Origin of the sequence: Cellvibrio sp. (genome assembly GCF_039207905.1) — a bacterium.
Lineage (GTDB): Bacteria > Pseudomonadota > Gammaproteobacteria > Pseudomonadales > Cellvibrionaceae > Cellvibrio.
This window is the reverse complement of sequence record NZ_JBCECX010000021.1, coordinates 1-21,387: the sequence shown is the minus strand read 5'-3', so window position 1 is coordinate 21,387 and position 21,387 is coordinate 1. Positions and strand designations below refer to the sequence as shown.

At 48.0% G+C, this 21,387-nt stretch carries 15 protein-coding genes; 9 read left to right on the top strand and 6 right to left on the bottom strand.

Going from position 1 to position 21,387, the window contains the following annotated elements; all coding sequences use genetic code 11:
- Positions 1–35: 35 nt before the first annotated feature.
- From AAGC78_RS13715 to AAGC78_RS13690, 6 genes are read right to left on the bottom strand one after another with little or no spacing between them, the layout of a single operon-like run.
- The gene (locus AAGC78_RS13715; RefSeq protein WP_435784657.1) at positions 36–1,154 is read right to left on the bottom strand and encodes a glycoside hydrolase family 5 protein; all 1,119 of its coding nucleotides are present in this window, start codon (positions 1,152–1,154) and stop codon (positions 36–38) included.
- The gene (locus AAGC78_RS13710) at positions 1,151–2,293 is read right to left on the bottom strand and encodes a glycosyltransferase family 4 protein (RefSeq protein WP_435784656.1); all 1,143 of its coding nucleotides are present in this window, start codon (positions 2,291–2,293) and stop codon (positions 1,151–1,153) included. Before AAGC78_RS13710 ends, AAGC78_RS13715 begins: the two co-directional genes overlap by 4 nt.
- On the bottom strand, positions 2,283–3,596 hold the full coding sequence (locus AAGC78_RS13705; protein ID WP_435784655.1) for a polysaccharide biosynthesis protein GumE: 1,314 nt from the start codon (positions 3,594–3,596) through the stop codon (positions 2,283–2,285). The genes AAGC78_RS13710 and AAGC78_RS13705 overlap by 11 nt, the downstream gene beginning before the upstream one ends.
- Before the next feature lie 22 nt (positions 3,597–3,618).
- Positions 3,619–4,491, bottom strand: a complete 873-nt coding sequence (locus AAGC78_RS13700) for a polysaccharide biosynthesis tyrosine autokinase (RefSeq protein ID WP_435784654.1) — start codon at positions 4,489–4,491, stop codon at positions 3,619–3,621.
- Positions 4,488–5,882: a Wzz/FepE/Etk N-terminal domain-containing protein gene (locus AAGC78_RS13695; protein ID WP_435784653.1), complete on the bottom strand. Its 1,395-nt coding sequence runs from the start codon at positions 5,880–5,882 to the stop codon at positions 4,488–4,490. The genes AAGC78_RS13700 and AAGC78_RS13695 overlap by 4 nt, the downstream gene beginning before the upstream one ends.
- 14 nt (positions 5,883–5,896) lie before the next feature.
- Positions 5,897–6,718, bottom strand: a complete 822-nt coding sequence (locus AAGC78_RS13690; protein ID WP_435784652.1) for a polysaccharide biosynthesis/export family protein — start codon at positions 6,716–6,718, stop codon at positions 5,897–5,899.
- 129 nt (positions 6,719–6,847) lie between these two features.
- On the opposite strand from AAGC78_RS13690, the gene AAGC78_RS13685 reads away from it, so the two are divergent.
- The 9 genes from AAGC78_RS13685 to AAGC78_RS13645 all read left to right on the top strand — a co-directional run.
- Positions 6,848–7,021: a hypothetical protein gene (locus AAGC78_RS13685; RefSeq protein ID WP_435784651.1), complete on the top strand. Its 174-nt coding sequence runs from the start codon at positions 6,848–6,850 to the stop codon at positions 7,019–7,021.
- 141 nt (positions 7,022–7,162) lie between these two features.
- Positions 7,163–8,428 carry a serine hydroxymethyltransferase gene (gene glyA, locus AAGC78_RS13680; RefSeq protein ID WP_435784650.1) on the top strand — a complete coding sequence of 422 codons (1,266 nt, stop codon included), beginning with the start codon at positions 7,163–7,165 and terminating at the stop codon, positions 8,426–8,428.
- Positions 8,429–9,085: 657 nt separating this feature from the next.
- Positions 9,086–10,498 (top strand): M12 family metallo-peptidase, encoded by a 1,413-nt coding sequence (locus tag AAGC78_RS13675; protein WP_435784649.1) that lies wholly within the window; start codon positions 9,086–9,088, stop codon positions 10,496–10,498.
- A gap of 256 nt (positions 10,499–10,754) precedes the next feature.
- Entirely contained in the window at positions 10,755–11,453 is a 699-nt protein-coding gene (locus tag AAGC78_RS13670) for a hypothetical protein (protein WP_435784648.1), read from the top strand.
- Between the two features lie 158 nt (positions 11,454–11,611).
- Complete coding sequence (locus AAGC78_RS13665; protein ID WP_435784647.1) at positions 11,612–13,075, top strand: zinc-dependent metalloprotease; 1,464 nt, start codon at positions 11,612–11,614, stop codon at positions 13,073–13,075.
- Positions 13,076–13,372: 297 nt separating this feature from the next.
- Positions 13,373–16,315: a TonB-dependent receptor gene (locus AAGC78_RS13660; RefSeq protein WP_435784646.1), complete on the top strand. Its 2,943-nt coding sequence runs from the start codon at positions 13,373–13,375 to the stop codon at positions 16,313–16,315.
- Positions 16,316–16,430: 115 nt separating this feature from the next.
- A complete protein-coding gene (locus tag AAGC78_RS13655) occupies positions 16,431–17,900 on the top strand; it encodes a tryptophan halogenase family protein (protein WP_435784645.1) in 1,470 nt (489 codons plus the stop codon).
- A gap of 412 nt (positions 17,901–18,312) precedes the next feature.
- Positions 18,313–20,139, top strand: a complete 1,827-nt coding sequence (locus AAGC78_RS13650) for a sugar porter family MFS transporter (protein ID WP_435784644.1) — start codon at positions 18,313–18,315, stop codon at positions 20,137–20,139.
- A gap of 25 nt (positions 20,140–20,164) precedes the next feature.
- On the top strand, positions 20,165–21,387 hold a 1,223-nt coding region (locus AAGC78_RS13645), incomplete at its 3' end, for a glycoside hydrolase family 43 protein (RefSeq protein WP_435784643.1).

Here is a 21,387-nt window from a genome sequence, read left to right as displayed (position 1 = left end):
GTTTTCTCCTATACAACCTGAGTAGGCATTAATAGCTAGGGGTTCTGATCTTCCGCTGCAGGTGGCTTAGGTGGACTGTTACCACCGGGAGCTGTGGGAAGATAAAAGTAATTTTTCAGCGGCGCCCATTGCGGGGAAACTGTCTGGTTTGGTCCGCTGAGAGCAAGAGCGTAGTTACCCCACCAGCCGCCTGCGGCCCAGTAACTCCAACCACGCCAAGGGTTATCTTTCATCAAGTCGAGAAAGCGGGTAAGTGTTTGTATGCAATCGCTGCTGGAGGGAACACCGAATTCTCCAAGGAAAAGTTTTTGCTGGTTTTCTATCGCCCAGTTGCTGATGCGCTCAAACTTGGCATCGAATTCTGTCGCGGGACGACAACCTTTTCCGGTGGTGGCTGTGTGTGTGCCCGAGTAGTCGCTGTCAGCGTATTGGTGCACTTCAATAATGGTGCGTTTGAGTGGATCACGCAGATCATCAAACTCTGTGGAGTTGCTGAACTGAAGGCCGGCAAACCAGTCGTGCACACCGCTCCAGCGTCCGCCACTAACGAAGATCAAATTTGTTGCCTCAGCTGCACGCAGTGCTGCGAGTGTTTGTTTGGCGATGACCGCCCAATCGACCAGATGAATAGTTGCCGGTTCATTCATCAAACCAAAAGCAGCGGTTGCAGGATCGGGAAATTCGTTGGACAGTGCCACCCAGAAGGAAATAAACGCACTGCTAACACTGGTGCCATCTGGCATATTTTCGGTGAGTTTGTAGCCGTGATAACGCGCGTAATTATGAACATCCAACAGCACACACAAACCTTGCGCATTGGCGTTATTCACTGTTGAACGCAGACGGCCTAATTCCGCCTTGTCGAAAGGACCATTGGCAACTGGCTGCAAACGTTCCCACAGAAAAGGCAGGCGAATAATATTGGCGCCTTGTGCGGCGATAAATTTCAGCTCGGCAGTGCTTGGATAGGTGTAATCCTTAAACACGACACCGGGTATTTGTTTTTCATTAAATTCAGCACCAGCGAGATTGACGCCGGTGAGCCGCGCTTGGTCAAGACATCCGGCGAAAACGCTGAAAGCAGGCAGGCCCAATATCACCCCCAGAGTCACTCGGGTGAGCAGGGTGCGATAGTGGCTGGCGTAAGTTTTCACGATGCTCTCCGCAATTGGCTATACAGCGCGAGATATCTGTCAGCTACTTGCGGCCATGCGTAACGAGTAGCAAAGTTCTGTGCTGTCGTTACTCGTATTTGATAGGCCGCTTCCCCTTGATTATGTAGTTGCAGCAGCTGGGTGATTGCGTCATTCGCTTGGGTTGCGGGATCAAAACAAAACCCTAATCCCGACTCATTTTCCAGGCGCTTGAACGGTGGAATCGAACTGAGTATTGGCGTTAAACCTGCGCTCATTGCTTCAATCGGCGCAATGCCGAATCCTTCATGTCGAGAGAGACAAAGGAAATAACTCGACTGACGCAATAAGTCCTGGATTTCCGCATCACTCGGATTTGCCGCCAGAGTCACCGCATTTGCAATACCCAACTTTTCGCTCACCTCTTTCAATTCGGTGAGCGAGTGGTCGTATTCGCGACCGGCGATAATCAAGCGCCATTCAGGATGCTGACGATGCAAATCGGCGAATAATTCCATCGCCGGTAGTAAACCTTTATTCGATGACCAGCGACCGAAATACATCAATGTAGGTGTAAGGGTCGGTGCAGCGCAGCGCGCATATTTTTCTACATCGACACCGTTTTCAATCACCTGCAATTTACGCTGGCTCATGATTTGCCCAAACAAATCGCCGTCATTGGCGCTGGTGGCGACCACATGGTTATAGGCACTTGCAGACAGTCGGGTGATGCTTTTGAAGTAAGCCTGTTTGGCGCGAGAGGCAAAACTGGTATGGAAAAATCCACCGTGAGTAGAGAGTACCAATGGACGGCGATGTAGCCATTTGGTTGCAGCAAGAAAGTCGTAAAAAAAGTCCACACCGTGTACGTGGATTACGTCTGCGTCTTTCAGATATTTCAACACGCCCGGACAAAGTGGATAGCGGCTCGAACCAACGTAAGGCAAACGAATTACTTCGATGCCATCGATAATTTCTTGCTCCGGCAAGGTATCTGCGGAGTTTCGGAATAATCGATTGAGGGTAATGATGCGCGTTGCTTGCTGTCCCTCGCGCAATTGATGCCGGGCAATGTTGCGGACAACCTCTTCCATACCGCCGATTGAAGGCAAGTACTGACGAACGATATGGGTAACTTTGATCTGCTCTTTAACTGCCATGTTGGCCTCCGGGTAATGCGTTGTGGCCGAGTGAAGGGCGTTGTGGTTGCGGTGCGGGGTTTAATACGCTGCAGCCGACTAAAAACCACAATAAACCAGCGCTTTTCAGCGCGAAGAAAGAGGAGCCGCTGATGCATAGAATCAGGGCGATATAGACTGAGGCCAAGGCGCGGAAGCGAGCACTTTGCTCGGTCGGCATAGGCAGCAGCCAGAGGGTGAACCAGAACAACAGGCACAGTGGCAAACCAAAGGTGGAGAGCATGTGCGCATAGCCTTCATCCGGATATTGGTCGTGGATATTGGTTGCCATCAGCATGGGTAAATCGAATTCCATAAGCGACCAACCACTATAGGCGAGGCGTCCGCTGAGGTTATCGTTGACCAATCCACTGAAGTTATTGGTGGTGGATAGTCCGACCAAGACCAACATACCTACAGCAGCAAAAGGAGCGATTACCGCGATATTGATTAATTTTCCTTGCAGGAAAATACGCAAGGCAAAAAATAAACTCACGGTCATCAATGCGAAGCGCGAATCGGAAAGCACCATCATAAAAATAGCGGCACCGACAAAAAATGCCCCTTTGCGCCATTCAGCCCGATCTCGTGCAATACCCCAAGCTGCACAGAGGGTGGCAAAGTTGCCGAGTGATACTGGCTCTAAAAATACTGATGAAACCCGGTGTGGACCGAGCAAGCCGGGCAGCAAAGTACGGCCTATGCCTTCGGGGCGGATGCCGTTGAATTGCAGTTTACTTTCGCGCACATAATCGGTGACGGGTAGCAAACTGCCGATGTTGACGTAATAACTGAAGATATCGAACAGCTCGGTGTAAGCATCAACAAAGAGAAGTTCGAGCATTCCCAATGTGATAACAACATAGATAGCTATTTTGAGGGCACGATCAGCCATTTCTGGTTTGCCGATATTGCAGCCCAACCAGAAATAACACAGCGGAATTGCGATATCGCGAAACGCTTTGATATTAAGTTGCTCATTGAGCAGCCCGAGAATGCAAAGCATCGCCGCAGCAATACAAGCAAGAGCGACAACGCCGGGTAGCAGGCGTCTCGCCAGCAGCGGAGCGCAAGCAAACAAGATAAAGGCTTCTGCCATACCTACTAACGGTCGCGAGGCCGGCATTACAAAATTATTGATCAGGCAGAGCACGGCCTGGTAGCCAACGCTGGCCACGATAATAAACGTGACCAAGCGCTGGTCTGTGAGCCATTGCCGCTCCTGTATCGGCTGCCAGGGCGCCGATAGGGGAGCGATAGGCGGATAGGCCTGTTGGATGTTCATCCTTTACCTCTGGGGCGACATCTTAGTCGCGCAGTACTGTTCCAAGCAGACGTACATTCAGGTCGCGCAAACGCGTACCTATAGCAAGCAGGGCTTTGGTCTTGGTTACGTGCGACTGTGCCACCAGCACCGCAGCGCCGGCATGGGCAGCAACCAGTTGGGCATCGCGGTTTGAATCCATGGGAGCGGTGCTGATAATAGTCACATCGAAGCTCTCGATCAGTGGTTCAAGTCGCTCCTGGTATTGCTTGCTGGCGAGCAGTTCTTGCGGATTGGGAGCGCGAGTGCCCGCAGGTAAAACCCAGAGCGAGCGCACTGATTCAATTGCCGTTGGGATAACCGCAGTGCGATCAGCAATCCAATCGGATAAACCCGGTGCGTGATCATTCAGATGGAATAGGCTATTGAGTTGCGGCGCGCGCAGATTGCTATCAATTAGCAGGGTACGAGCTCCCAATTGCGCAAAGCTGATGGCAAGGTTGGCGGCGGTCAAGGCTGTGCCTGCGGCATCTTCCGCGCTGACTAATGCAAGAGCGCGATTCTGCTGCGGATTGAAATACCGCAACATCAATTCACTGCGCAGGCTGCGAACCGCTTCCGCTTGAATGCTATCCGGTTGGAAAAGGGCGCTCAGGCGACGGTCAAATTTGCTCGATGCTGCAGGGGTTTGGGTGTAGGCAAACTGCTCCGCCAGGATTGAGTTGATATCCTCCTCCTTAACCAAACCCAATTTCACTGCCGCATCTCCAAAACGCAGGCCGTGCTTTTTCTGGGCAGCCAATACCAGGCTGAGGTCTTTAGGGCTGAGTTTTCCTGAGGCTACCAACATTGGCCCCATCTTGGTCGATGTGGCAAGCAGGCTCTCACTGCCAAGGATTTGAGCGAGATCGTTCATGTTGTTGCCCCTTTCATGAGTTTCCACTTCGCTTTAGTGCCAGACACTTCTGCCGGTATATAGGCGAGAACTGTTAAACCTAGCCCCTGTTCCAAGTCCAATACGCTGCGAACGCGTTGATCCAACCATTCCCAGCAGAGCGCCGCCGCAACACCTGCCAGTAATCCTGCTATACATGCGAGCACGATTGCCATTAATGGTTTCGGTGATGTCGGCGCACCAGGCACTACGGCGCTGTTAAGAACGGCGACATCGGTTGCAGCTATCTGGCTTTCCAAACGTGTTTGCGCCGTGCGCGCCAATGCAGCGTCATAAGCCGTTTGGGCGTTGTCTGCTTCCTGTCTTAAAAGTGTTAGCTCATTTCGGTTACGGCTAAGTTGCAGCACCAATTCTTTTTGCGCCGCCAACTCCACTTTGAGTTGTTCTTCACGTGCCTGGGTCAGTTCAACATTTGATTGCAGGCTGCCGCTGATCAATTCCAGCATGCGGTTCATTTGTTGTTGCAAGGTATCGACATCACTGCGCGCCTGGCGATATTGGGGGTGGTTCTCACCGACCTGATTAGCCAGCTCGCCCAAGCGTGCTTTTGCTTGTGCAAGCTCAGTGGCAAGGCGTTGTACTTGAGGATTATCCAGCGCGCGCGCTTCCATTTGCCCGCGTTTGGTATTGGCAATTTGATCGCTGCGGCTCTGTGAATTAAGACGCTCGTTTTGGGCGCTAATCAGCATTGAGGAGAGTTCTGCCAATTTGGCCGATTCGAGATCCAAGCGATCAGAGGAGGCGATAATGTTGTGCTTTTCCTGATAGTTGGAAAGTGCATTTTGTTTGTCGATCAACTCAGTGCGCAGGCCAGTGAGCTGTTGGTTGTACCAGAGTGTGGTCTGTTTTGCCGGCTCGATGCGCAACTCTAAATTGGTGTACATGTAGGCCTGCGCAAAACCATCGGCAATCTGGGCAGCGAGGTTAGGGTCTTGCGCGCGGAAGGCGATGCTCAGCACACTGCTGTCGCGCTTCGGGATAACACTTAATCCTCGCGCAAGGAAACCTAGTATGCGCAATTGGTCGCTGGCGTGTTCGCCTTTAAGTTTGGCTGCTTTGGCAACGGCGGGTGATTTATGAAGATCCATCTGCTCGATCAAGCGAGCGGCAACGGTGCGGCTGCGAATGATATCGGCTTGGGTTGCGAGGTAAGCACCGGTCAGGCGAGCGGGCTGTGACTGGCCACTAATAGGGTCAAGTCCGCGGCTGTCTACCAGCAAATCAGTTGTGGCGGTGTACGATTTAGGGGTAAGCAAGCTAAACACTATAGCTGCCAGTACAGCAACCGAAGTGGTTACGATTATTGCCCATCTGCGGGCGAACAATATGCCGATCAGGGTATTCACATTCATGAGGGGGCTCCTAATTAGAAGAGGCTTTCCTTAACGACCAGTACATCACCATCCATCACCCGGTCATCGGGTTTGGCTTTCAGTTCTTTAACCGAACCATCCGGTTGCTGGCGGAAGATCTTTACACTGTTTTCGCTGGCGCGTGCAGTAGGTCCGCCGCCGGCGCTGAGTGCTTGTCTTACATTGAGTGGTCTATCGAGTGGAAACATGCCTGGAGCATGTACTTCACCATTGATGTAAAAACGTCCGGCATTAGGTACGTAGAGGGTGTCGCCATCTCTTAACCAGACTGGGGCGATTTCATCTGCGTCGTAATTCAGGAGTTTTTGCAGGTCGTATTCGGTGCGCTCAGGGCGACCATTTTTTCCGGCCCTGGTCAGGATCAAGCGTTCGCTGCCGTTCGCGGCTATACCACCGGCGGATGCCAGGGCTTGGGTCAAGCTGGTCGGGCCTTCCAGAACTAATTTGCCGGGATTGTTTACTTTTCCGAGGATCGCAACGACTTGGCTGCGGTATTTGGTGATAAGTAAATTGACCTGGGCGTTTTTAAGGAAATTACCTTGTTGGTAACGATCGGCGATCAGGTAGGCCGCATCGGCACTGGTTTTACCGGCGATGGATAAATTGCCGATCAATGGCACTACAACCATTCCAGCTGCACTTACTTGACCTTCAGCAGTGAGCTCCGGTTGTCCATATACAGTGATACGAACTTCATCGCCAGCGCCGATGGTGTAGTTGGCGCTGCTGGAAGTAGTGGTCTGTGCCTGTGCGAGTGAACTTAGCAGTGCCATGCCCAAGCCGGCCCAAAGCCATGTACGAAAACCCAAAATCATGTGTTGTCCTTACTGATCGATAGCAGCCAGAGCCTGGTTAAAAAACCAACATCCGGCTTGTGATTGGTTACTGTCGGACTTGCTACTGCAAAAGCGAGGCCTACTTTGAATGGATGATGTGAAAAATAAATGAAAATGCGGGTTAATCCTTTTAACGAAGAATGGTTGGCGTATAGCAGCCGGTTTAGCGTGATGAAAAAAACAACAACCGCGCGCTGGGCGGGTTATTTTGGGGTGATTTTGTACTATTTTGGTGCGGGATGGCGTGTCTCAATCGACTTTATGCCGGCCGATATGAAATGAATTAGTGCATTGCATGAGTTTTTTGCGTGGAAGGCGTTTGGGCGCTTGATGTACAATGCGCACCTAAAAATTTTTCCCCCTTCCCATCCATATACCTCGGCCGATTTGCGCGGCTCGCGGGCCACACTCAGGACTTAATCTATGTTTGATAAAGACCAAACTATTGCTTCTTTTGATCCCGAAATCTGGGCTTCCATCCAGAACGAAGGCCAGCGCCAGGAAGACCACATCGAGCTGATCGCCTCGGAAAACTACACCAGCCCGATGGTAATTGCTGCGCAAGGCACCAAGTTGACCAACAAATACGCCGAAGGCTATCCGGGCAAGCGTTATTACGGTGGTTGCGAGTACGTAGATGTGACTGAATCTCTGGCTATTTCCCGCGCGAAAGAGTTGTTTGGCGCTGATTACGCCAACGTGCAACCGCACGCAGGTTCACAGGCAAACCAAGCGGTTTACGCTGCACTCTGCGCTCCGGGCGATACTATTTTGGGCATGAGCCTGGCGCACGGCGGTCACCTGACTCACGGTGCCAAAGTGAGTTCATCAGGCAAATACTACAACGCAATCCAGTACGGTTTGAACCCTGCAACTGGCCTGATCGACTACGACGAAGTTGAGCGTCTGGCGCTGGAGCACAAGCCTAAAGTGGTTGTAGCCGGCTTCTCTGCTTACTCACAAGTAGTGGATTGGCAGCGTTTCCGCGATATCGCTGACAAAGTAGGTGCTTACCTGTTTGTTGATATGGCACACGTTGCCGGTTTGGTTGCTGCTGGCCTTTACCCGAACCCGGTGCAAATTGCCGACGTAACTACCACTACCACGCATAAAACCTTGCGCGGTCCTCGCGGCGGTCTGATTTTGGCCAAAGCAAACGAAGAAATTGAGAAGAAACTCAATTCTGCGGTATTCCCTGGTGGTCAAGGCGGCCCGTTGATGCACGTGATTGCTGCAAAAGCGATCAGTTTCAAAGAAGCGATGAGCCCTGAGTACAAGGTTTACCAGCAACAAGTTGTAAAAAATGCAAAAGCTATGGCAAAAACATTTGCTGAGCGTGGCATCAACATAGTGTCTGGCGGTACAGAAAATCACCTGATGCTTGTTGATCTGATCGGCAAGCCATACAGTGGTAAAGATGCTGATGAGGCATTAGGTAAAGCGCACATCACCGTAAACAAAAACGCTGTACCTAATGACCCACGTTCACCGTTCGTGACCTCTGGTATCCGTGTAGGTACTCCAGCAGTAACTACCCGTGGTTTCGGTGAAGCAGAATGTGTGCAACTGACCCATTGGATCTGTGACATTTTTGATGCACTTGAAGCCGGTAATGCTGACGAAGTTATCGCCAGTGTTAAGACTAAAGTGGCTGAGGTTTGCAAAAAGTTCCCGGTATATGCTGCCTAAGCATTTCCGTTGAGAACAAAAAAAGGCAGCTTCGGCTGCCTTTTTTATTGACATCGATTTATATCGTAAAAAAAATCACATTCGAGTGAACCAAGGTTTTTTCTCTGTCGTATAAATACTCTTATATTTTTAAAACGACTATTAAATTTCTTATAATTTCGTTTTTTTATAATTAAAAGTTCAAAAAATAATTATAAATAGACTTTGTTGTTTGAAATGTAATAAAAACTATCTTTTGTCGTTTAGATCATCTACTATTTGTACAACTTGTAAGCAAATATGGATTTTGATTGTGCTTACAGGCCAAGTCGTAGTTTTTCGGAAAATCGCTCGCCAGGGTTGCGTGCAAATCCGGAATTGACTGTCTCGCTGGTCAGGTGCACAGGTCTGTATCTGACAAAATGGATGCCGAAAGGCGCTCGCACAAAAGGCACTTGCTGCTGCAGTTTTCCCCCAGCCGAAAAAGGATTCCCCAGGAACAGTGATTTATTCCTGCGGTATCGCTGTACCGTTTTAACTTCAAATGTTTGGTTATTTGGCAACCTGAAGGTGGTTATACCTTTTGGCTTGGGCTTCTCTGCGCCCAAAAAAAACGGGCTCAGCCCTTACTCATTAACGCATCACGGAACGGGTCCTTAACACCACGAGAATTTCTCTATGCTCGATTTAGTAAAAAGCCTGAAACATATTATGTATGTGTGCTTTTTTAGTGTTGTCGCTGTGCCGTCCTATGCTGCAAATAATGTGATTGATGTATTGGTGGTGTACACCAAGGGTGTATCCGATACATACAGTGGTAATCCAGCAACCCGTATCAACCAGCTGTTTCAAGTGACTAACCAAATATATCTGGATAGCGGTGTTGATTTGGAAATTCGTGTGGCTGATTCATTGATGGTGAATTACACCGACGATAACTCAGCGCAAACTGCTCTTAACGATATTACTTACAGCAGCGATCCTGCATTTGCCGGTGTTGCGGCTGCGCGTGAAAAAGCCAAAGCGGATATGGTAATTCTTTATCGCCCTTACAAAGCTGTTCAAGGCACATGCGGTTTGGCGTGGGTTGCTGGTAAAGGCAGTGACGGTAGTTTTGCCAATCCAAAATTAAAAGAGTTTATGTTTGCTCAGGTCGCTATCAACAGTTGTGGCGATTACGTTACCGCGCACGAGTTGGGCCACAACATGGGCTTGCGTCACTCGCGTAAGCAAGATGGTAAAGGCGCTACTCTGGATTATGCCTTGGGTTATGGGGTGGATAAAAAATTCACCGATGTCATGGCTTACCAGGAATCATTCAACGTGAATTACTGGGAAGGCAAGGTATACAAATTTTCCAACCCGGAATTGACCTGTAAAGGTTTGCCATGTGGAGTTGATCGCAACGATCCAGTGAGTGGTGCTGATGCAAGTTACGCGTTGAATATTACTGCGCCGCAAATTGCTGGTTTTTTTGCCGGTGCATCGGCTTCGGGTTCTGTCAGTCAATCAGTGATTAGCGGCGACTCAACCTCGACTATTTCCAATGCGGAAATTACCAAAGCAAAAACGGCGTACGACACTGCATTGGCAGCAGTTAATAGCAACAAACAATTGCTTGCAGAGCGAACGACACAGACTCTCGCACTGGAAACCAGTCTTACCAATGCGAGTCAGGCGACGATAAAAGCACAAGCTGCTTATGATGCTGCGGTGAATCTCTACACCAGCAAGCAAAACCAAGTGGCAAGCTTAAACACGCAAGTGACTGCCGCTTCTTCAGCATATGCACGTGCGAAAAAGTCAGCGAAAAAAGCGGCGCAGGTGACCTATAACAATTTGCTAGCTCAATACAATGCCGCGCAAGCTGAGGCTGCAACATTATCGCGTTCATCAACGGATGCGAAGGCTGCTTTGGCGCGTGCCACCGAAGCTCTCGCGCAGGCAACTAACAGCTATAGCCAAGCTAAAAGTGCACTTGCTTTGGTTGCTGAACAAACCTTGTCTTTGCAAGCCGCTTCAGCGCGTGCACTGGCGGTTTACCGGAATGTGCAGGCTAAATACGAAGTCGCAACTCTGGCATCCAGGTAACCCGTAAATAAGTAGATCCCAAGGCAGCCAAGTGGCTGCCTTATTTTTTGGGTGGGAGCAAAAATAGGGTGGGTGGAGATATCGTTTACATCGTCTAATCAGGACGACTTTAATAATCACTTACTCGTTTTTAATATCCGGAATTAGATAATTAAGTACAAGTTAGACTTTGTTTTCACAAAGAGTAATAAAAGTTCGATTTTTTGGCTGTGTTGGCTTATTTTTGTACAATCAAAAGCGACATTTCGGTTTCATTATGGCGGTTTCCAGCGCGGGCAATTTCAAGCGAATTTATCTGGCTGCTGCAGTCATTTTGATTATTGGCCTTGTGTACCAAATCTCCCGTGAACAAGGTGAGCTGACCCCGAATCAGCAACAACAAGAGATTCTGGAGAGCCGTCCTCAACCGCTTGATTTTGCAGCCGACCCGGTTGTTGCCAAAGCTAATCAAGAGTTGGCGCGTGCGCAAAAAGCGTTGAAATCTCCTGCGTCAAATCAGCCTGAAATTGAAGCCAGTGCTTCTGATTCACCTGTTTCTGCTGCTTGGGGGATTGGTGACACCAGCACGACTCCAAGCATGTCTGTGCCCGCCGGCGTTTCTGTTTATGAACCGGTATCGGTCGATATGGAAAATCCTGATTATCCCGAACCTGGTGAGCAAATCAGTGTGGCTATACCTGGCGGCGAAAAATTAACAGTGAATGTAAAAAGCAGTACTACGAATCCGAATGGCGATTACACCTGGCGTGGTCATTTGGATGGGTATGGGGGTGATGAATATCCGGTAGTAATGACCTATGGTGGAAACTCGGTATTCGCTACTGTCACTACACCAAAAGGTAGTTACACACTGGAGTCTGTAAATGGCAGTGGATGGATTTATAAAAATCCGTCGGAGTTTGAATTATCCAATCCGGAATCCAACGATTTTCTTGAGATCCCGCACGAACATTAATGATGTGATGGCGCGCATTGCGCAAGTATTTTTTATGAGAGGAATTGCTATGAAATAGTAAAAACGAGTTTGGCTTTAATGGATACGCGCAAATTTTAGCTCGTTCGCAAATTTGTTAATCATGGAGGGTTTTAAGTAAAGTCAATTGAGAATATTTTATGAAAGCTTACCTACAAAAAATCGTTCGTGTTTTTGCTACTGCAGTTATAACACTAGCGTCTGTTTCTGCCTTCGCCGCAACGACAACTATTGATGTCCTTGTGGTTTACACCAAAGGCGTATCCACTTTATACGGTGGTGATCCTACTACTCGTATCAATCAACTTTTTCAGGTCACTAACCAGATTTATGCCGATAGTGGTGTAGATCTTGAAATTCGTGTTGCCAAAACAATGCAAGTTGATTACACCGATGATAACGCAGCGGAAACTGCGTTAAATAATATTACCTTTAACCAACATGCTGCATTTAGTGGTGTTGCTGCCGCACGCGAACAAGCCAAGGCCGATATGGTTATTTTTTATCGTCCTTACATGAATTCTCATGGTAATTGTGGGGTTGCCTGGATTGGTGGTAGTGGTAGCAATGGCGTTTTTAATGCTGCACAAAAGGCATACATGTATGCGCATGTAGCAGTAAATTCTTGCGGTGATTTTGTAACGGCCCATGAATTGGGGCACAACATGGGCTTAAAGCACTCACGTAAACAAGATGGCACTGGCGGTACATTTCATTATGCGCTGGGTTATGGCGTGGTGAATTCTTTTGCCACCATCATGGCTTACCAAACCGAGTTTAATGTTGATTACTGGACGGGAAAAATTTATAAATTTTCCAATCCTGATTTGAAAACCTGTAAAAACCAGGCCTGTGGTGTTGATCGCAATAACACAACCTCAGGTGCTGACGCGCGTTATGCATTGAATATTACCGCCCCGCAGATTGCGAATTTTTATGCGAGCACTTCTGCGGTTAATAGTTCATCATCCAAAGCAAACTCAAGCGCTTTAGCCTCCAGCAAGTCGTCCAGTTCTGCCAGTAGTGTAGCCAATGTAGATTTAACTGCATTAGCTGCAAAAGTGGAATCTGCCCGTCTTACTTATGAAGCGGCAGTGGCGGCAGTGAATGCCAACAAGCTGGCAATCACAGAAAAAACAGCACTTGAGCGAACCGCTAAAACTGAGTTAACCACTGCTACAAAAAACGCCACCACCGTCACCAAAAATTATGAAAAGGCGGTGACCAAATACAATGGTTTGGTTACCAAGGCGAATGCAATGGTTGTGCAATTAAATGCAGCCGTGGTTGCTTATAATGCTGCAACTACTACCGCAGCAAAATCAGCCAAACTAACGGCGTACAACACGCTGGTGACCAAATACAATGATTTGCTGGCGCAATTGGCGACGACTGCTAATGAAGTTAACGCAGCGCAACAGGCGATCGCACCTGCCACCGAGGCCTTGGTTCAGGCGACTGCAAAAAGCAATGCCGCTACCGCCGCTGCCGCTGCTGAAAAAGCCAAAACAGCAAACCTGACCGCTGCCGTTACCGCTAGCTTGGCCACTTATAAAGATTTGCAGCTCCAGTACAAAACGGCCCAGAAAACCATTCCGAAGTAGGGCTTTCTCCCCTTACTGTCTTGTCTTCACCCGGCTCAGGCCGGGTTTTTTCTTTTCCCTTTTGGTAAGAGGGAAGGTTGTAGGATCAAACATTTGGCATCTCATATAGCATTATTCCTATTGGTTTCTCCTATCTTATAGTCAACTCAACTATTGCATATTTTGCCATCAATTGTTAACGTTAACGTTATCGCAATTCATTGTGATGAACAGGCTCCCGCAGACAGGTCGGCACACGAGGGGGAGCGGCGCCTATTTATAAATAAACCCGGATAAAAATGCTTAGGGGATAAAATAATGAAACAACTTACTATGAAGCGGACTTTGCTCTGCACGTCCATCGCAACCATCATGGGCACACTCTCCAGTGGCATGGTGTTCGCGCAGGACGACGGCTCAGTCGAAGAGGTCGTAATTACAGGTATCCGCGGCTCGCTGGTTCAGTCGATGGATGTAAAGCGCGATAGCACCGGGGTAGTGGATGCTATTTCCGCCGAAGATATCGGCAAGATGCCCGACACCAACCTTGCTGAATCGCTGCAGCGTATTACCGGTGTGTCTATCGACCGTAACAACGGTGAGGGTAGCCGTGTAACCGTGCGTGGTTTTGGTCCAGATTACAACGTGATTACGCTCAACGGCCGTCAAATGCCAGCGGCTAACCTGGCCGCGACTTCTGCGTCCAACTCACGCTCTTATGATTTTGCAAACCTGGCGGCAGAAAGTGTTGCCGGAGTTGAAGTTTACAAAACCGGCCAAGCCAAATTATCAACCGGTGGCATCGGCTCGCTGATTAATATCAAAACCGCGCGTCCGTTGGAAATGCCCGGTATTACTGCATCGCTCGGCGTTAAAGGTGCGAGCGATACTTCCAATCGCACTGGCTCGGATATCACTCCCGAAGTCTCCGGTATTTACAGCCAAACATTTGCCGATGACACCATTGGTGTTGCGTTGGTTGGTAGCTATCAGGAGCGCGATGGTGGATACAATACTGCTGAAACGTCCAGCGGTTGGATCACCAACAAAGGTTCAGTTGCAGTATCAAACAACACTGCAGGCATTGAAAATTTACCGCAAGAAAATGATGTATATGCGGTTGCGCAAAACTTGATGTACAGCATCAACGACATTCAACGCAAACGCACTAACGCGCAATTAACCATGCAGTGGGCGCCGAGCGATACGCTGACCGGTACTGTTGATTACACCTATTCAGAAATGGACGTTGAACAACATCGCCAGGAACTTTCTGTTTGGTTCTGGCCGTTCATGACGGGTGGTAGTTTCACCAAAGGTACCAACAGCAAAGGTTCTGTTGTTGCACCAGTAATTTATAAAGATGACAGCACCGCCGACATCGGCATGGGTGTTGGTGATTGGGGTACCATCAACGAAGGTAACTCTGTTGGTCTTAATTTAAATTGGAAAGCCACTGACAATTTAACGCTCGCGTTTGACTATCACAATTCCGATGCAGAAGCCGGTTCAAAAGATGATCGCGGCAGCAACAATATTGTGACTGCAGTGCAATACAACCGCGCATCAACCACGGTTGATTACAGCAAAGATTTCCCGGTGATGGACATTACTTATGCCGACGGCAAAGGTCTTGAACCGGCAAAATTCCAAAGCTCAGGCACCAGTTTCAGAAACAGTTACATGAAATCTGAAATTGAACAAGCGCAGTTGAATGGTAAATATGAATTCAACGATAGCTTGGTCAAGAGCATTGATTTTGGTTTGTCGTTGACCGACAACACTGGCCGCTCTGCATTCTCTAACGCGCAGCGCGATACCTGGGGCGGTTATGGCGGTGCAGAATATTTCGATGATAGTTTGTTTACCCGTCGCAATCTCGGCAGTGAGTTTGACAGCATTTCCGGCTCCAGCAATCCTAACCTTGAACCGCATTATTACGATGTTGATTTCAAAGGTTTCACCAAAGCGATTGCTGATGCATCGATCAAATACAACGATAAATCGGCACAATTATATTTCTGCGGCACTACACCGCGTTTGTGTGCTGACCCGGTATTTAGCGATGACCGCACCGTAGAAGAAGAACAAACTGCCGCTTATGTGCAAGGCAACATGAGTTGGGAGTGGGGCACTATGCCAACCAATCTTGCTGTAGGTATGCGCTACGAAGAAACTGACCTAACCGCCTCTGCAGTTATCCCTAATTACACTGCGTTGACCTGGGTTTCCAGTAACGAATTCTCTGCAACGCGCGAGGGTGAAATTACTGCACAAGCGACTAACAAGTACGACAACTTCTTACCGAATGTCGATTTCGATATTTCAGTTACCGATGATGTTGTATTGCGTAGTTCATACAGTGTGACCATTGCGCGTCCAAGTTATCTGGATTTGCAAGCAGGTAAGTCAATTGGTTTGCCAGTGCGCCGTTTGGAATCACCCGGCTCTGCAGGTAACCCCGAACTTGAACCCTTTGAATCCACTAACCTGGATTTCTCTAGCGAATGGTATTACGCCGAAGGTAGTTATGTATCGCTCGGTTACTACAAAAAAGACGTAGAGAATTTTATTGGTTACACCAGCTTCAAAGACACCACCTACAACCTTTATCACCCAGGTTTGGGTCAACGTTACAACGAAGCTAACGCCGCAACTGGCAATACTAATAATCCGGAAATTATCCGCAATTATATTCTGAGCCAAAATGGTGGAGCGCCCATCGTTGGTAACTCAACCGATCCATTGGCAGAGTTCAGTTTGGTAACACCGGTTAACTCCAGAGAAGCCTCAATTGATGGTTGGGAATTTGCAATCCAACACCTGTTTGGTGAAAGTGGATTTGGCGGCATCATCAACTACACCACTGTAAATGGCGATATCAATTACGACAACTACAACACTAACCGTGGTGAAGGGGTCGATAACCAATTTGCACTTTTTGGTTTGAGCGATTCTGCCAACTTTGTGGTCTTCTATGATAAAAATGGTTTGCAAGCTCGTGTTGCTTACAACTGGCGCGATGATTTCCTCACTGCGGCATTTGACGGTAACGGTCAACGCAACCCTATTTACACTGAAGCCTACGGTCAGGTGGATGTTAATGTGAGTTACGATATTAACGAGCAGATCAGTGTGTTTGTTGAAGGTATCAACATTACCGACGAAACCCAGCGTATGCATGGCCGTCATAAAAACATGGTCATTTCTGCCGTGCAGTCAGGGCCACGTTACAACATTGGTGCACGTTACAAGTTTTAACAGGTGCGCGTTACAAGTTCTAATGGTTTGATCTTGTACTGCTAGGGAAACGGCCACATCGATGTGGCCGTTTTTTGTTTAAATAATCATAAAAGTAAAAATACCTGGATGCTGTATGAAAAAAGTTGAAAAAATAATTATCGCCGGTGGTGGTACCGCAGGGTGGATGGCGGCTGCGGCACTGGGAAAGGTGCTAGGCAAGGCTATTGAAATCACCCTGGTCGAGTCCGAAGAAATTGGAACAGTCGGTGTTGGTGAAGCCACTATTCCTTCGATGGTTTTTTTTCACAAGCTGCTTGAAATTAATGAGCGCGAATTTATGCGCGAGACTCGCGCGACCTTCAAGCTGGGTATTCAATTTGAAAATTGGCGTAAGCCAAATCATCGCTACTTGCATGCATTTGGCGTAACCGGTAAAGATTGTTGGGCTGCAGGTTTCCAGCATTTTTGGCGGCGCGGGTGTGAGTTAGGTGTAGCAGGTGACTTTGGTGATTACTGTCTTGAGCGGCGCGCAGCAGAAGCTAACCTGTTTTCGCATCTACCCAATAGCGGGCTGAATTATGCCTTCCATTTGGATGCCGGCTTGTATGCGAAATACTTGCATAAATTCAGTGAACGGTTTGGCGTAAAACGTGTTGAAGGAAAGATACAAAGTGTAAGTACCGTTGAATCGAATGGTTTTATTGAGGCGATTACGCTTGAATCAGGTCTGCGCCTGGAAGCAGATTTTTTTATCGATTGCACTGGCTTTCGCGCGCTGCTGATTGAGCAAGCCCTGCATACTGGTTATGAAGATTGGTCACATTGGTTACCCTGTGATAGTGCTATTGCCGTACAAACCGAATCAACTTCTGCGCCTGTACCTTACACGCGTTCTATTGCACATGAATCAGGATGGCAATGGAAAATCCCATTGCAGCATCGTGTAGGGAACGGCTTGGTTTACTGCAGCAAATATCTGGATGATGACTCGGCTAAAAAATTACTGTTGGATAATATTGACGGTCAACCATTAATGCAGCCGCGGGTAATCAGGTTTAAAACCGGTCGTCGTTTACAGCAGTGGAATAAAAACTGTCTTGCGGTGGGTTTATCCAGCGGCTTTTTGGAACCATTGGAGTCAACCAGCATCCATTTGATCCAGCAAAATATTATTCGCTTTTTGCGTATGTTTCCGGCGGGCGGCGTTATGCAGTCTGATATAGATGAATTTAATCGTCAGGCTGAATTTGATATTGCCCATATCCGCGATTTTATTATTCTGCATTATCACGCTACCGAGCGTGATGATACCGAATTCTGGAATTCTTGCCGCACCATGGAGGTTCCTGAGTCGCTGCGCCATCGCATCCAATTATTTAAAGACACAGGTCGGGTGTTCCGCGATGGCAATGAACTGTTTGATGATTCCTGGCAGCAGGTAATGATAGGGCAGGGCTTGATGCCCGCGCATTATCATCCAATCGCCGACTCTATGGGCAAAGAAGAACTGCAACATTTTCTTGCGCAGATTAATAACAATATTGATTACACCCTGGCGACTCTATCGAGCCATGAAGATTATCTCGCGCATTATTGCAGTTAACTGAATTCACTCAAAAAAAGCGGGCCACAAGGGCCCGCGTAATGAGACCTGACGTCTCGTCCTGGATTGGCAAAATCAAAAAACAATCCGAGCACTAGTCACAACAGCATTAACACAATCAACGCATCGACAAACCCTGCAGCGGTAAAAGATCATTTTTACTATTTCTTAAAAACTCTCTTGAATGTCGATCACGTTAACGTTAACATTAAATCTAGATGGCGCATTTGTCAATCGCTAAAGCAGTGAATACGTGTATGAGTGTGAAAGGAACCTCAGGTGCAACAGGCGGAATAGCTTGTCGGGCTGAAATATCGACTAGCCTGTTGAGTGGCAAGTTGAAAAATAAGTATTAACGGGGCATGCACCCAATCAAACAATAACGAACATGTTTTTTATTTGAGGTTTTTTTATGCTCAAGCAGCGGTGGTACCCCGCATTTCTTGCATTGATAGTCGCGTTGGGTGGCTTTTTGTTGGGCTTTGATGGCACGGTCAATTCCGGTGCAATTCCTTTCTACCGCGTATCTCTCGCCATTTACGATGACAGCTTTTTATTGGGCTTATCCTCGGGCGCGATTATTTTAGGCAGTATTTTCGGCAATCTTATCGCTGGTGTTGTGGGCGATGCCTTGGGGCGCAAGCGTGCATTATTAATTACTGGCGTATTGTTTGCGTTGGCGGCGTTGGGCACTGCTTTGGCGAGTCATATTACCGTCTTCATCATCGCTAAAATTATTGGCGGCTTTGGGGTTGGGATCGCGATTTTAATTGCGCCTGTTTACATTGCTGAAATTGCACCGGCCGAACAGCGCGGACGCTTGGTGTCTATTAATCAGCTCAATATTGTCCTCGGTATTTTTGCTGCGTATTTTTCCAACTACTTTATTTTGCAATGGGTGCAAAACCCCGAGTTGAATTGGCGTTGGATGTTGGGAGTAGGATTTTTCCCCGCCGCTGCGTATCTCATTTTATTAGCGCTAATTCCTGAAAGCCCGCGCTGGTTGCTTGGTAAAGGCCGTGAACAAGAAGCGCGCCTGGTATTAGCACGTTTGCGTGCGGCACATGAAGTTGATGCGGAATTGGCGACGATTAAAAACAGCCTTGCGCAGCACTCCACTACCAATATGCAAACAGGTGCACCGCAAAAATCCTTGCGCAATGAATTGCGGCAATTATTCGCCAAGCCTATGCGCCGCATTTTATGGATCGCCATGGCGTTAGCATTGTTCCAACAATTATCAGGCATTAACTCGGTTCTTTATTATGCGCCTATGGTGTTCGAAAGCTCGGGCGTAGGGCGTGACAACGCATTTTTGCAAACCATTATCCTGGGGCTGGTGTTTGTTATTACCACCTTAATTGCGATGGTGTTGATCGATAAAATCGGGCGAAAATTATTGTTGATTATTGGCACCAGTGTGATGGCCTTGTCGTTGGGTTTAGCAAGTTTCGCGTTTTTCCAGGCGCGTTATCAGATAGATACCAATGATGTACAGAACGTTCGCGCTGAATTGTTCAAACAGGTTTTGCTAGCAAAAGCTGCCAATCTCGATCCCGATACTTATCAGCAAGATGCACTTGTTTTTGAGCAGGACGATGCCGTGTTCAAGCAAGGCGAGCATGAAATTATTCGCTTATCGCTTACTGATGCCGATTTAAAAATAAAGCAGCAAGAGCTGGATCTACTCGCAGGCGGATTAACATCCCTTACGGGAAAAGAATTTACCAGTGAAGTGCAATTATTTGCCGCAGTGAAGTTGGCAGTTAAAGACCAGATTATCGCGCAGCGTCAGCAGGGGGATCTGGAAGCTTACGCTGATGCGCAGGATGAGCATGCATTGACATTGGCAGTCAATCAACACTTGAGTGTTTATCAAACGGAAATCCTGAAGGCTGCCATCAGTATCAATGCAATGGCGGTGCTTATCGGTTTGCTTGGTTTTATCGCGGGTTTTTCTATATCACTTGGGCCTGTTACCTGGACAATGCTGGCAGAAATATTCCCCAATCATTTGCGCGCAATCGGCATCTCTACCGCTGGCGTACTAAATGCGGCAACGAGTTTTACTGTTGCAAGTTTATTCCCTTGGCAGTTGGATGTTATTGGTTCGGCTTTTACCTATTTGATTTACGCCTTTTGCATGTTGCTTTGTTTGGTGGTTGTGGTGCGCTTTATTCCTGAAACCAAAGGGAAAACGCTGGAACAGTTGGAAACCAGTTTGGTTCGTGCACATTAAAATTATTGATGTTCAAGGTTGCTGTATGAATGACATGATTCAAAACCCGATTTTACGCGGCTTCAATCCAGATCCGAGTATCGTACGTGTGGGCGATGATTACTACATCGCCACCTCGACGTTTGAGTGGTTTCCGGGTGTGCAAATTCATCACTCCCGCGACCTGAAAAACTGGCAATTGCTCGGGCAGGTGTTGGATCGTAAATCGCAACTGGATATGCGCGGTAATCCCGATTCTTGTGGAGTATGGGCGCCGTGTTTGAGTTATTGCGATGGTTTATTTTATTTGGTGTACAGCAACGTTGCCTCGTTCGATGGTGTATGGAAAGACACACCTAATTATTTGGTCACAGCACCATCCATTCACGGCCCTTGGTCAGAGCCGGTGTTTTTAATGTCACGCGGATTTGATGCGTCGCTATTTCATGATACCAACGGAAAAAAGTGGCTGACGAATATGATGCTGGATCATCGCGGCGGAAAATTTTTTGGTGGCATACAGCTACAAGAGTTTGATCCCATAACACAAAAGATGGTTGGTGAAGTTTCGCATATCTTTACCGGTTCCAATTTAGGGTTAACGGAAGGGCCGCATATTTACCAGCGCAGTGGCTGGTACTATTTGTTAACTGCGGAAGGCGGCACTGAATACGGCCATGCAGTCAGTCTGGCGCGCGCAAAAAATATTACCGGGCCATATGAATTGCACCCTGACAATCCGATTATTTCAGCGCGCAATTTTCCGGAAGCGCAATTACAAAAGACCGGTCATGCTGATTTGGTGACCACGCAAAATGGTGAGTGGTATGCGGTATATCTTGCCGGTCGTCCATTAACAACGCGCGGTCGTTGCACGCTCGGCCGTGAAACGGTCATCGAGCAAGTTGAGTGGCGTGATGATGACTGGCTTTATCCAGTCACTAATCAAAAAACGACACGCATGCAAGTTCCTGCTCCTGCATTACCGGCATTTCCGTTTCCTGTTATTGCCGCATGTGATGATTTTTCTGAATCGCAGTTACAACCCTATTGGCAGAGCTTACGTGTTCCTGTTACCGGGCAATGGTTAAGTTTGAGCGAGCGCGAAGGATTTGTTCGCTTGAAAGGGCGGGAATCACTCAGCTCCACAAAAGAACAAAGCTTAATTGCACGGCGCGTACAAGCGTTTGATATAGAAGTCAGTTGCAAAATAGATTTTACGCCGACCAATTTCCAACAAATGGCTGGACTGGTTTGTTACTACAACAC

What these genes read in the sequence shown, in the direction of transcription:
- AAGC78_RS13710 (WP_435784656.1), bottom strand. Translation starts at nt 2,293, where the DNA reads ATGGCAGTTAAAGAGCAGATCAAAGTTACCCATATCGTTCGTCAGTAC.
- AAGC78_RS13705 (WP_435784655.1), bottom strand. Translation starts at nt 3,596, where the DNA reads ATGAACATCCAACAGGCCTATCCGCCTATCGCTCCCCTATCGGCGCCC.
- AAGC78_RS13700 (WP_435784654.1), bottom strand. Translation starts at nt 4,491, where the DNA reads ATGAACGATCTCGCTCAAATCCTTGGCAGTGAGAGCCTGCTTGCCACA.
- AAGC78_RS13695 (WP_435784653.1), bottom strand. Translation starts at nt 5,882, where the DNA reads ATGAATGTGAATACCCTGATCGGCATATTGTTCGCCCGCAGATGGGCA.
- AAGC78_RS13690 (WP_435784652.1), bottom strand. Translation starts at nt 6,718, where the DNA reads ATGATTTTGGGTTTTCGTACATGGCTTTGGGCCGGCTTGGGCATGGCA.
- AAGC78_RS13685 (WP_435784651.1), top strand. Translation starts at nt 6,848, where the DNA reads ATGAAAATGCGGGTTAATCCTTTTAACGAAGAATGGTTGGCGTATAGC.
- glyA (WP_435784650.1), top strand. Translation starts at nt 7,163, where the DNA reads ATGTTTGATAAAGACCAAACTATTGCTTCTTTTGATCCCGAAATCTGG.
- AAGC78_RS13675 (WP_435784649.1), top strand. Translation starts at nt 9,086, where the DNA reads ATGCTCGATTTAGTAAAAAGCCTGAAACATATTATGTATGTGTGCTTT.
- AAGC78_RS13670 (WP_435784648.1), top strand. Translation starts at nt 10,755, where the DNA reads ATGGCGGTTTCCAGCGCGGGCAATTTCAAGCGAATTTATCTGGCTGCT.
- AAGC78_RS13665 (WP_435784647.1), top strand. Translation starts at nt 11,612, where the DNA reads ATGAAAGCTTACCTACAAAAAATCGTTCGTGTTTTTGCTACTGCAGTT.
- AAGC78_RS13660 (WP_435784646.1), top strand. Translation starts at nt 13,373, where the DNA reads ATGAAACAACTTACTATGAAGCGGACTTTGCTCTGCACGTCCATCGCA.
- AAGC78_RS13655 (WP_435784645.1), top strand. Translation starts at nt 16,431, where the DNA reads ATGAAAAAAGTTGAAAAAATAATTATCGCCGGTGGTGGTACCGCAGGG.
- AAGC78_RS13650 (WP_435784644.1), top strand. Translation starts at nt 18,313, where the DNA reads ATGCTCAAGCAGCGGTGGTACCCCGCATTTCTTGCATTGATAGTCGCG.